At 61.8% G+C, this 12049-nt stretch carries 6 protein-coding genes; 4 read left to right on the forward strand and 2 right to left on the reverse strand.

The window, feature by feature from the left end; translation table 11 throughout:
• Window positions 1-199: 199 nt before the first annotated feature.
• From C2L80_RS13955 to cydB, 3 genes are all read left to right on the forward strand, one after another.
• Entirely contained in the window at window positions 200-3001 is a 2802-nt protein-coding gene (locus C2L80_RS13955; protein WP_157941081.1) for an ROK family protein, read from the forward strand.
• Window positions 3002-4622: 1621 nt separating this feature from the next.
• On the forward strand, window positions 4623-6098 hold the full coding sequence (locus tag C2L80_RS11540; protein WP_103263243.1) for a cytochrome ubiquinol oxidase subunit I: 1476 nt from the start codon (window positions 4623-4625) through the stop codon (window positions 6096-6098).
• A gap of 2 nt (window positions 6099-6100) precedes the next feature.
• Entirely contained in the window at window positions 6101-7138 is a 1038-nt protein-coding gene (gene cydB / locus C2L80_RS11545; RefSeq protein WP_103263244.1) for a cytochrome d ubiquinol oxidase subunit II, read from the forward strand.
• A 405-nt stretch (window positions 7139-7543) separates the two neighbouring features.
• Here cydB and C2L80_RS11550 read toward each other — a convergent pair whose 3' ends face one another.
• Complete coding sequence (locus C2L80_RS11550; RefSeq protein WP_169999074.1) at window positions 7544-9556, reverse strand: FAD-binding protein; 2013 nt, start codon at window positions 9554-9556, stop codon at window positions 7544-7546.
• Between the two features lie 189 nt (window positions 9557-9745).
• Here C2L80_RS11550 and C2L80_RS11555 point away from each other — a divergent pair, with 189 nt between their 5' ends.
• On the forward strand, window positions 9746-11134 hold the full coding sequence (locus C2L80_RS11555) for a helix-turn-helix transcriptional regulator (RefSeq protein WP_103263246.1): 1389 nt from the start codon (window positions 9746-9748) through the stop codon (window positions 11132-11134).
• A gap of 113 nt (window positions 11135-11247) precedes the next feature.
• Here C2L80_RS11555 and C2L80_RS11560 read toward each other — a convergent pair whose 3' ends face one another.
• Complete coding sequence (locus C2L80_RS11560) at window positions 11248-11691, reverse strand: GatB/YqeY domain-containing protein (protein ID WP_103263247.1); 444 nt, start codon at window positions 11689-11691, stop codon at window positions 11248-11250.
• Between the last annotated feature and the right edge of the window lie 358 nt (window positions 11692-12049).

Below are 12049 nucleotides of genomic sequence, written 5' to 3' on the forward strand. Positions count from 1 at the left end.
CCTCCTGACCGACCACCCTCTCCCTCTCTCCCCACCCAACGATCCTGCCATTTCGCCCCCGCCCGCTCAAGGATGCCTCGCGCCCGTGCGAAGCGCTCGCCATCCACCGTCGCGCATCCCTCTCTCAACCTTCAACCAAGCATTGAGGATCGTCTTCGCGTGCGAACTTGTCTGCGACCCGCTACACTAACGTTTTGCTATGAGAGAGCGAATCTTCAACATCGTGCAGCGCGCCCGCCCGGGCGACGTGGTGAGTCATGCGTACGACGTGTTCATCGTAGCGGTTGCGTTTCTGAGCATCGTGCCGCTCATGTTTCGCCCGCAGGACATGACGCCTCAGATGGCCGCTGTCATGAACATGATCGACGTCGTGACGGTGTACCTTCTGTTCCTCGACTACATCCTGCGGTGGATGACGCACGATTTCAAAGTGGGAAAGGCGGGCAAGCTGGGCAAAGGCGGCTGGCGCGTTTTCGCGCGCTATCCGTTCACGCCGCTTGCCATCATCGACATGCTGGCCATCCTGCCGTCGCTTGGCGTGCTTCCCGAGAGCCTCAAGTTCCTCCGCGTGCTGCGCGTCACGAAGATGTTCCGTTACTCAAAGAACCTCACCATCGTGGCGAACGTGTTCCGCGCGCAGCGCAACACGCTGCTGTCGGTACTGGCGGTGGCGCTCATGTACATCTTCGTGAGCGGGCTTGTCATGTTCGTGAACGAGCCCAACACGTTCGACAACTTTTTCGATGCGCTGTACTGGGCCACTACGGCGCTCACCACGGTGGGATACGGCGACGTGTACCCCGTCACCGATCTGGGGAAGTTCATTTCCATGGCTTCGTCGCTGTTCGGCATCGCGGTCATCGCGCTGCCCGCCGGCATCATCACCGGCGGCTTTTTGGAGCAGGTGCGTCAGCGCGACGAGGACGCTGAAGCGTATTTCCGCGCTAGCGAGCGCGATCCGTTCAAGGGGCGAACGCCTTTTTCGTACGAAAGCGTGCGCGCGTGGGCGAAGGCGCATCCGAAGGCGGTGGCGTACGGCGTCACCATGCTGGCATGCGCGCTCGTCAACGAGGCGCTGTACTTCGCCGCCCTCGCTCTCGGCGCTCCGGTGTGGCTCGACACCGTGGGCACTGCTCTGGCCGCCGTTTTGCTGGAGCCGGCGGCGGCGCTCATCGTGGGTTTCGCGAACAACCTGGTCTTGGCTGTGCAGTTCGGTAATGCGGGGAACCTGCTGTACTACGCCCTCAGCGCCATCACCGCGCTTGTGTACGGAACCGCGTTCGCGCGGGGCAGGCGCATCACCGCGCGTTCGCTTGGCTGGGCTGCGCTGTTCCTTGTGGTAGTGGAGGCGCTTATCTCCACCGTGCTGACGTTTTCGCTGGCCGGCGGCCAGCTGACTACGGCGGCTGAACAGCTGTACGGCAGCGTGCTGCGGGGACTGGGCGCGCCCGAGGCGGTTGCGGTGTTCGGCGCGTTGCTGGTGGACAAGCTTGCGGACACAGTGGTCGTGTTCGCCGTGGCGATGGGCGCGGTGCGCCTCGTCGTCGGCAGCCGCCTCGATCCGGCGCGCTGGTTCTCCCGGCCAGGGGCGCATGCGAAAGGAGAGGAAAGCGCGGAGGCGAGAGCGGGTGCCGATGACGAGGCTGGCACGGGCGTCGGCGCGAGTTCGGATGCGGAGGCTTCTGGGGGCGTCTGCGCGGAGGTGCGGGCTTTTGGGGATGCTGGTGCGGGCGCGGGGGCGGGAGCGTCCGGCCCTGCGGTCGGCGTCGCTAGTGTTGTGACTGCGCGCGCTTGCGAGGCTGGGAGTGCGGAGGCTGCGGGGAGCACGGGGAGCGCGGGAAGCGCGGGAGTTGCTGGGAGTGCGAGCGCTGCCGAGGGTGTTGGGGCCGTCGGTGCTGCCGCAGGTATTGGAGCCTCGGGCACTGCCGGTGATTCCGGGGTCGAGAGCGCGGCCGTTACTGCAACCCCAAGTGCGGATGCCGCTGGGGTCGCTACCGTGAGTGCCGCGGTCGCTCCCGAGTGCGCCGAACGCTACGTTCTTGGGATCGACGTGGGCGGCACGCACACGAAGGCGGGTGTGTTCGATCTCGCGGGCTCGCGGGTGGCCTCGCATGCGTTCGGCTCCCAAAGCGTGCTGGCCGACGGATCGCACGTGCGCCTTTCGCGCGAGATGCGGGCGCTGCTCGATCAGGCGGGCATCGATGGGCGTTCGGTTGTTGGCGTAGGGCTGGCCGTGCCGGGGGCGGTGGCTGCCGAGGAGTCGCTCACGCTGTGCCCGCACATCGATCTCGACCTGCGCTCGTACAAATCCCTGCTGCTCGAGCTGTTCCCGCGGGCGCGCGTGGCGGTGCTGAACGATGCGGATGCCGCCGTGTTGGGCGATCGGTGGCGCGGCACTTCGCACGACCGCCAGTGCGAGAACGTCGCGCTCGTCACGCTGGGCACCGGCGTGGGCGCGGGCGTCGTCGTGCGCGGGCGCTTGCTCTCGGGGGTGCATGGGGCTGCGGGCGAGGTGGGGCACTTGTGCGTGAATCCAAGCGAGGAGGAGCGCTGCTCGTGCGGCAAGGCGGGGTGCCTCGAGCAGTACGCATCGGCAACGGGGTTGGTGCGCCATGCCCGCGCGGCGCTTCTTGCCGCAGGCGACGTCGCGTCCTCCGATCAGGCTGCCGACGTGTTTCCCGATGCTCGCGCGGTGCTCGATGCCGTTGAGCGCCGCGACCCGCATGCCCGCGCGGCGCTCGAGCGGTTCTCCGATGCGCTCGGTTTCGGCCTTGCGCAGATGGCGTGCTTTGCCGACCCCGACGTGTTCGTGCTGGGAGGCGGCTTGTCCGAGCGAGCCGATCTCTTCATCGACGCCGTGCGCTCCCGTTATCGCTCGTGCGCGGTGTCAGCGTGCCGCGACACGCCCGTCGTCGCGTTGTCGTTGGGAAATGAGTGCGGCGTGTACGGCGCCGCCTACCGGGCGCTTCAAACACTCAAGGACGAAGGCGGCCTTGCGTGACAACGACGTGATGCCGCCCCGTCTTTCTGCCGCGACGGCGTGACATCGGCCCTGTCCTTTTGTCACGACGACGCTGGCCCGTCTTTCTGTTGCGCTTTGTCGCATTCGTCGCTTTTGCCTCGTTGCGCCTTGCGGCTTGGCTGTCCGTCGCCTTCCGTACTTCCCTTTTGCCGCTTGTCTTCATGCGGAATGCCCTACATGAGGCGCTAGACCTCCTTTTCGCTGGCGCGCTCCGAGACGGCGGCTTTGTGTCGGCGCGCGTCAGCAGGGGACGATGCCTCGCGGTTCGCACGAGTTTGGGCGGCAGCGCGACAACGGGCGCGACAACGGGGGTCGCGACAACGGGACAGCGTGACAGCGGGACAGGGCAGTGGCACGTGTAACAACGACGCGCGCGACAACGGGATGGGGCAGCGTCGCATGGGCGCGACAGCAGTGTGACAACAGGACGGGGCTATCGTCACATGCGAGACGCTCGAGCAGAGGCGCATTCCCTCTAGGAGGAGACGCCCCCGTTTCCGTCGTTGCGCGCAAAATCATCGCGTTCGTGGCGGGTTTTGACGGAAAACCTCTATATGCTTTGGAACGTCTGGAAGGTATGAGAAGAGGGCTGTTCTCTGATCAGGCATTGTCCATCTGGTTTGGCTTCGCGTTTGTTGAAGCGGTCGTGCGAAAGGATCATGATCGCGGATTTCCGTCAAAACCCGCCACGAACCGAGGGTGTTTCTGCCGAACCGTCATCGGCATAGGCTCGGCCAGCCTTTTTGCGCAAGAAGCCTCCGCTCGGTGAGCGGTTTGAGCGATGCGCGGGCGTGACGGGGAGAGGTCGGAGCGGGAGGGAGGGGCGTTCCATGTAAAACCCCATTGGCGCTGCAGGGGCCTCCGTCCGACGGGATCTTGCGCCGCCCGACCACAAGAGGCCCGGTCTGACATCTGGCGAGTGCGGCGCGGCTCGATTCTGGCCCAACAGAGAATCAAGCGTTTTGCCGCTTCGGCAGACGTGCGATTTTCGAATGTCGAAGCGGATGCGGGCAAAGCTGTTCGCGAACAGCCCCGGCCCCCGACCGATCACCCCTCCGTTCCCCTTCGTTTCTCTTCGTCCATCCTCTTGTGGAGCGTGGAACGCTTCACGTGAAGCGCTCCGATTTTCGCGGGATGCATTGGGATGGAGCGTCGTTTTGAATTCGGTGTCGCTCGGCACGTGATCGCGCTCTTCTTGCCGTATATGCCGGAGGGTGGACTGCAATGCTCGTTGGGCTTTCGGCCTTTTCTATGTGCCGTAATGTCGCTTGGGTCGTTGTCCTCCTCGGCGATGGGGCAAAGCGACGCTCGTTCTGCGCCTTCTTTCTTTCGCATCGCGATTCACCTGAAGCTTCCGGCTTCCCGTCCTCGTTCCCAGCGCGATTGAATGGCTGAGCATGATCTCGCCGTGCGGTTCGTCCGGGCCGTTTCTCATTGCTCCGCGAATTGGGCGAGCAGCGTGCGCAATCGTTTCGCGACGCGACTTCATCCCTTTCTTGCCTAAAATTGGCATTCAATTCATAACATTTTAGCAACAGAACGTGCTACAATGCCGGTCAGAGGACATTTGTCGGTTCAGACGAGAGTAAGGGGGTGTGCGATGGATATTTTCTCCGATCCTGTTTTGCTGGCGCGCGTTCAGTTCGCCTGCACGGCAGCGTACCACTTCATCTTCGTGCCGCTGACCATCGGGTTGGGGCTTATCCTTGCCATCAACGAGACGCGGTACTACCGTTCGCGCGATCCTAAAGACGCGGCGGCGACCAAGTTCTGGGTGAAGATCTTCACCGCGACGTTCGTGCTCGGCGTAGCCACGGGCATCACGATGGAGTTCTCGTTCGGAACGAACTGGGCAGACTACTCGAGGTTCGTCGGCGACATCTTCGGCGCGCCGTTGGCCGCCGAGGCGTTGCTCGCGTTCTTCTTGGAGTCCACGTTTTTGGGCGTGCTGCTGTTCGGCCGCAAGCGCGTTTCGCCGAAGTTCTACCTAGTCTCTTCGTGGCTTGTGTGGTTCGGCTCGGCGCTGTCGGCCCTGTGGATCATCATCGCGAACTCGTGGATGCAGACGCCGGCTGGCGCGGAGCTGTCCGCCGATGGCTCGAAGGCCGTCATCACCGACTTCTTCGCTGCGGCGGCGAACCCCTCGGTGTGGCCGCGCTACTCGCATACCGTCGTGGCGCTGCTCATCATGGGCGCGTTCGTGGCGATGGCGGTGTCTGCGTGGTACCTCATCAAAAAGCGCCACACCGACTTCGCCATGAAGACGATGAAGATCGGTGCCGTGGTGGGCATCGTCACCACGTGCTTCATGCTGGTGACGGCTCACGCGTCGGCTGTGACGGTGGCCGAGGAGCAGCCCACGAAGCTGGCCATGATGGAGGGCATGTACGACTCCGAAGTGCCTCCGCTGTACGCTTTCGGATGGGTTGACGAGGAGAGCCAGGAGGTCATCACGCCGTTTGCCATTCCCGGCGGCACGAGCTTCCTCGCCACGGGCGAATGGGACACGGAGTATCAGGGCCTTAACGATCTCGCCGAAACCGAGGAGTACGGCGCGATTGATCCTGAGACGGCGCCGGTGAACGCCGTGTTCCAGACGTACCACCTCATGGTGGCCATGTTCGGCCTCATCGCCCTCACGGTGATCCTCGTGCTCGTGTTCACGCTGCGCGGCGGCAAGATCAAAGACATGAAGTGGCTGCAGCGTCTTGTGCTCATCTCGCCGCTGTTCCCGCTCATCGCCATCCAGTGCGGTTGGTTCACGGCCGAGCTCGGCCGTCAGCCATGGGTGGTGTACCCCTCGGCCACCAGCCCGGAGGGTGTGAACCTGCTTGTGAGCGACGGCGTCTCGCAGTCCGTGAGCAACGTCGAGCTTCTCATCACCATGGTGCTGTTCTTGGCGGTGTACGCGTTTCTCATGGTGGCGTGGGCGCGCACGATGGGGCGCTTCATCAAGGAGGGCCCGGTTGTCGAGGCTGAGGATGCCGCGACAGCCTCCGATACCGGAAGCGCGACCGCTGGCGCGGCTCCCGCGCTGGCCGCCGACGCGCCCGCTGCTGCGAAGGAAGGGAGGTAGTCATGGATATCACGTTCTTCCAGGGACTTTGGTTCCTCCTGATCTTCGTGCTCATCGCCGGCTACTTCGTGCTTGATGGGTTCGACTTGGGCGCGGGCGTGCTGTATCCGTTCGTCGCGAAGAACGACAAGGAGAAGGCCGTCGTGCGCACGAGCATCGGGCCGGTGTGGGACGGCAACGAAGTGTGGCTTCTCACCGCGGGCGGCGCGCTGTTCGCGGCGTTTCCGGCGGCGTACGCCACCACGTTTTCGGGGTTCTATCTGGCGGTCATGCTCGTGCTGTTCGGTCTGATCGTGCGCGCGGTGTCGGTTGAGTACCGCGGCCACGACCCCAAATGGGGCAAGGCGTGGGACGCATGCTTCACCGTGGGGTCGCTGCTGCCGGCGCTTCTGCTGGGCGTTGCGGTGGGCAACATCTATGCGGGCATTCCGATGGACGCCAACGGCGATTACGCGGGCATCCCGCTGTTGGGCCTCGTCACGCCGTTCACGCTGCTGTGCGGCCTTCTGGGGTTGTCGATGTTTCTGGCGCAAGGCGCGTCGTGGCTGGCCCTCAAGGCGCCGAAGCCGAGCGAGGTGCAGACGCGTGCGGCCGGCTTGCGCCTTCCTTTTCAGGTGGTGTCGCTCGTTCTGTTCGCCGTCGTGAGCGTGTATGCGCTTGTGGGCGTTCAGGCGCCGATGGATCCCGCGCTCGGCGTCGTGCGCTGGCTCTTGGCCGCCCTGTTCGTGGTCGCCATGGTCGCGTCGGTGTTCTTCGCGAAGAAGAAGGACTGCGACCTGGGCGCGTTCGTCGCGCAGTCCGCGTCGTGCGCGCTGCTCGTGCTGCTGTTGGCGGCCTCGATGTTCCCGAACTTCGTGATGGCCTCGGCTGACAGCGTAGGCCCCGCCATCACGGCGATGAGCGCCGCATCGTCCGACCTCACGCTCATGTGGATGACCATCATCACGTGCGTGGGCTTGCCGCTTGTGCTCGTCTACCATGTGATCATCTACCGCACGTTCCGCGGACGCGTGAAGGACGAGGACTTGGCGCATTACTAGGCTGCGCGTGCAAGCGCATGCCGGCATGCGCTTGCCGTGCGCGGTTTGCCGCAGGTCCGGGTGCGCACAAGCGCGCCCGGACGGCATCGGGCGTGCGAGGCGCATCGCGTTTTCTGCAGGGTTCCGCATGCTTCCGAACCGACAGGGGGGACTGCGAACGCATTCGCTGCTTGGTGGCTGCATAGAGGCGAATGAGGATTGCGTGGAAAGAGGTGGAGCGCGGACAAAGCCCAGGCTGCTTCATTTGCGGTTTTGCATTCGCGACGATCCGTGCAGATGCGATGACGTTTCAAAGGTGCGTCGGAGACGTTCGTGCTGGGTTGCGCAAGTGCTTCCGGCAGGCGCAGGGAGGGGATGCGCCTGCCGGATGGGTGCCATCAGTTGCAAACGGTTGTTGCAGCTGGGCTACTTGGATTGCGCCACGGCATCTTCCACGGCGGCGATAAGGCCCTCGCTTGCGATAGTGGCTCCTGTGATGGTGTCGACCTCTGCAGTGCCAGCTTCGATCATGGCTTGCGGCATAACGGTCCAGACGTCTTTGGTCACGTCGGGCGTTTCGGTCTGCTTGACCACTTCCACGGCGGTAACCTTGCCATCGATTACGGTCACTTTTGCCTGAATGTCTCCGTGCAGTCCTTGTCCGGTGCCGAGGTATTCGTTTTCGCCCAGTTCCACTTGCGCTTCGCTCTCGGTTTCGTCGAGGTCGTTGCCAAGATTCTGCGGGTTTGATGACGCAAGGGTCAATTCGACTGGCGCGAGGTCGTCCTTGTTTTTAGCTGCGTTCTCGCCAGCTTTTCGGCCTGAGTACACGGTTTCCGCGATGTTTCCTCCGCAAATGTACACACCAGCCCAGAACGATCCGAGCTCTCCGGCGGAGTAAAGATGGGGAATGGGGTTGCCGTTCGTGTCGAGCACTTCGCATTCGACATTGCGCTTCGGCCCGCCTTGGCAGTTAACGCACGCAGGGTACATGCGCAGCGCATAGAACGGTGCCGTTTCGATGGGGGCAAGCGAGCTGCTCAGGCGTCCGAACCGCTTGTCCTCGCCCGATGCCACGACGCCGTTCCATTCGTCCACGGTGGCTTTGAGCGTGGCGGGATCGAGATCGATGGCCTGCGCCAGTTCCTCTACGGAGTTGCATTCGATGAGCTCCGCTTCTTCGACGGCAGCAATGGTGCCGTGTCCGTTGCGCGCCGTGCTGTCCATGATGGCCCACATAACGTTGGGAAGCGGTTGGCTCATCCAAGTGCCGCCGATGTTTACGTGGCCGTGTTTGTTGCAACCCGATTCGTCCATGAACCTCTTGCCGTCGCCGCCCACGTAAATGCAGTTGCCCTCGTTGGTGACGCGCTGGCCGGCAATGTTTGCACTGAGGATGGCTCGTTCCACATCGTGATACTTCGGTTTGATCCAGGGACCAGAGAGTGCGTCCATGTGCCACAGGTCCGCGCCCACCTCGAGGCCCATGACGATACCGTCGCCCGTGTTGTACAGCGAGCCGATGGGCAGGGAGTTGGTTCGCTGAGTGAAGTTCTGCATCATCTGCGCGTTCGCTTCGAAGCTGCCGCACGCAAGCACCACGCCGTTTTTGGCGCGCACGAACACCTCTTGGCTGTCGCGCTTGATGACGACGCCCACCACGGTTTTGGAGAACGGATCCTGCACAAGGTGCACGGCGGGGGATTCAAACCACACGTCAATGGAGTCCTTGAGGGCAACGACGTTTGTGCGCAGAAGATTCCAGTACTTCTTCTTTTCGTCGTCCGGTTCGTCAACTTGGTGGAACTCGTTGACGCGTCCGTTCATCGGCGTTCCGTCTGGCCACACAGGGTATTCGCTCATCATGGTGGAACCGTCTTCTGCGGTGTACGCCCATGTAGCCATTTCCGCAGGAACGATGCTGTCGGGAGAGGATTCCCCTCCGGCAGCATGGGGGGAGAACGTGGTGGCGCCGTGAGCAAGCAGCCATTCGCCGATTTCCGTGGAGCCCTTCGCCATGAAATCGATCACTTCGTCTGTGGCAGAATCAAAACCTTCGGCCATAGCGGAGAAGAAGGCCACGCCATCTTCGTATGTGTTCGGAATGCAGAAGAACTGCTCGCAGTACCTCGTGTTGCCGCCCTCGTCGCCGTAAGGGGCTTTTTCAGCGAGTAGCACGTTCGCGCCCGCTTCGGCTGCTGTGATGGCGGCGACAGAGCCGGCGCCGCCCCATCCGACCACTACGACATCGTATTCCGCATTCCATTGAACCGTGTCGGGAAACGAGAACGTCACTGTGTCCGACGTGGCACCTTGGGAAGAGTTTTTCGGCGCGCATCCGGTTAGTCCCGCAAGCGCCCCTGCAGCTGCGAGCACGCCCGCTCCCCCGATGAATTGGCGACGCGATACGCCCGGCCTTTTGCTTGAGTTTTCGTTCATTTCCTCCTCCTTGTCTCTTTGCTTTGCAGGGTTTCCTGCGAAGTCGATTGTCTCCATATGAAGAAGGGCGTTCATCTGCCCAATGGCATGATTGACCCGGTTTGTGGCAAAATCAGACGAAAGACTTATGGCTGTGTGTGAGTTTTTGGCGATAATGGGCGACGGGGAGGGACGGGGGTAGGGATTCCTATGAAGAGGTACACATTTAAGGCGCTTGACGGTGTCGATGCCCGTTTGATCTCGGGGGCCTCGCTCTATTGGGCCTCGATGCTGTATATCGGCTTTGACCAATCGACGACGGCGGGAGCCGAGAGCTCTTTCGATAGCTGGTATTGGGCAAGCATCCCCATCGCGACTCTGCTTGCCGTATTGGCCACGGTGCTTTCGCGGCTGTTCGAGCGAAATGGTTTTCGGGTGGTCATCTCGTTTGTTGTCCTTTTTGTGAATGCAACCTCTTTTGTCATAGAAGTAGGCTTCGTTCCGTTCTCGCCAGAGACGGAGACGGTGTTCTCTTTGCTGACCGGCTGCAGCATCGTCGCTCTTGTGCTTCTGTGGGGGTTCGCGTTTGCATCGCTTGATAAGCGTACTGCGGGAAAGAACGTGGCGATAACCGCGTTGGCTTCGGTGTTTCTTTCACTCGTGTTGCTTTTGGCTTCCGCAGCGCTTGACGTGTCTCTCGATGTGCTGAAAACGATTGCGCGTGCTCTCTCCGCGCTGTTTCTGGTGGCTGGCCTTGTTCGCTTCTCGAACATACATCGCGAGCGCCAGGTGCAGTCGGGGACGGCGTTAATCCGCTTTTATGCATCCCGCATGCTCATCGGAGTTGGTATTGGCGTTTTGGGTGGGACGAACGTGGGGCCAATATCGCCAACGATGGTTGTTGTGGCCGCAGTGGCGGTTTTCTCTTTCATGTTGTTTTGCATTCGGGCTAAAGATAATCTCTACGGATTTCTGCCCGTTATGCCTCTTGTGTTGGCTGGGCTGCTGTTTCTTCCGTTTTTTGACGAGGGATCGCGGGCTCTGTCGAAAATCGCTTCAACGGTTATCTGGCTTGTGTGGATATTCCTCTCGTCGTTCCAGCTTTCTGGCTTGAAAGAGACGTTTGGCTTGAGCGAAACCCGTCTTTGCTTTAGCGAGAAGGCGGTCGTTTTGACGGGGTGGCTGGTCGGCATGGTCGCGGCTGGCCCTCTTGTCGCATGCGCGGGGGTTGATTCGCTTGCGTTGCTTGTGGTGTATGCGGCGCTTCTGTTCGCCACGTTCTCAAGTTTCCGAACCGTGTACAACGCGAAGGAGGACGAGCATGCCGAGCAGCTTATCCGAGCTCGCGAGGAGCGTTTCGACACGATATATAATGGCATAGCCGATACGTATGGGCTGACGAAACGCGAGCGCGAGGTGATGGAGCTGCTTGCGCAAGGCTATACGCGCACTCATATCGGAAAGACTCTCTTTGTGTCTGACGGCACTGCCCGCTCTCATATCGCGCATGTGTACCGGAAACTCGACATTCACAAAAAAGACGATTTGCTGAAACTTGTTCAGAGCTGGGATACGGACAAAACGAAAAATTGCGGGTGATGTGCGTTTTTGCTGATCGGAGCCGAGAGTGAAAAAAGGGGTCGTCGATCACTCGACGACCCCTTTTTTGCGTCCCGTGCCCCTGCGCGCCCTAGGCGGCAGTCGAAAGGGCGCTACGCCAGTTTATGGCCGAGTAGCGCGGCGGCGCCGGCTTTGTCGAAGTTGCCGCCGGTTCTCTGGGTGAGCGCGCCCATGACGCGTCCCATGTCGCGCTTCGTCGACGCGCCCGTTTCGGCCAGCACCTCGTCCACAAGGGCGGCCAGCTCGTCGCCGGACACCTGCTTGGGCAGGTAGCTTTCCAGAATGGCCACCTGCGCGGTCAGCGTGTCGGTGCGCTCTTGGTCGTTGCCGGCCTTGATGGAGCCGTCGAGCGTTTCGCGCGTCTGCTTGATGAGGCGCTTGAGCATGGCGTCCACGTCGGCGTCCGTGATCTCCCGGCGCTCGTTCACCTCGATGTTCTTGATCTCGCCGTGCACTTGGCGCAGGATGGAGAGCCGCGGCTTGTCCTTCGCCTTCATTGCGGCTTTGATCTCGTCTTTCAGCTCGTCGTATTTCATAGGGCCTCGCTTTCGCCTTGGATGCCGTCATATGATGCGAGTATACGCCATCCGACTTTCGCGGTGTGTGAAAGTGTGGAAACCGTCAGTGAGCGAACCTCCACCCGTGTTCGCCCTTGGAGCTTGTCGCCTGATCGCGATGCTGCAGGGCCTTATCTCATACGGTAAGGAATCTGAATATTTTTTTCGATATTGTACCGAAATGCAGGCTTTTCTTCTTTTTGGAGGGGAAAGGGGGGTGCGGACGTTTTTCCGGACGGCCTAGGCGGCCAGCCCCAGCCGCCTCCTGCGGCCGGCTATCGTATCGTACACCTTGCGCCCTCCCTCGTCGAACGCCTTCAGCCTCCCCTCCCGGTAC

Origin of the sequence: Rubneribacter badeniensis (assembly GCF_002899695.1) — a bacterium.
GTDB lineage: Bacteria > Actinomycetota > Coriobacteriia > Coriobacteriales > Eggerthellaceae > Rubneribacter > Rubneribacter badeniensis.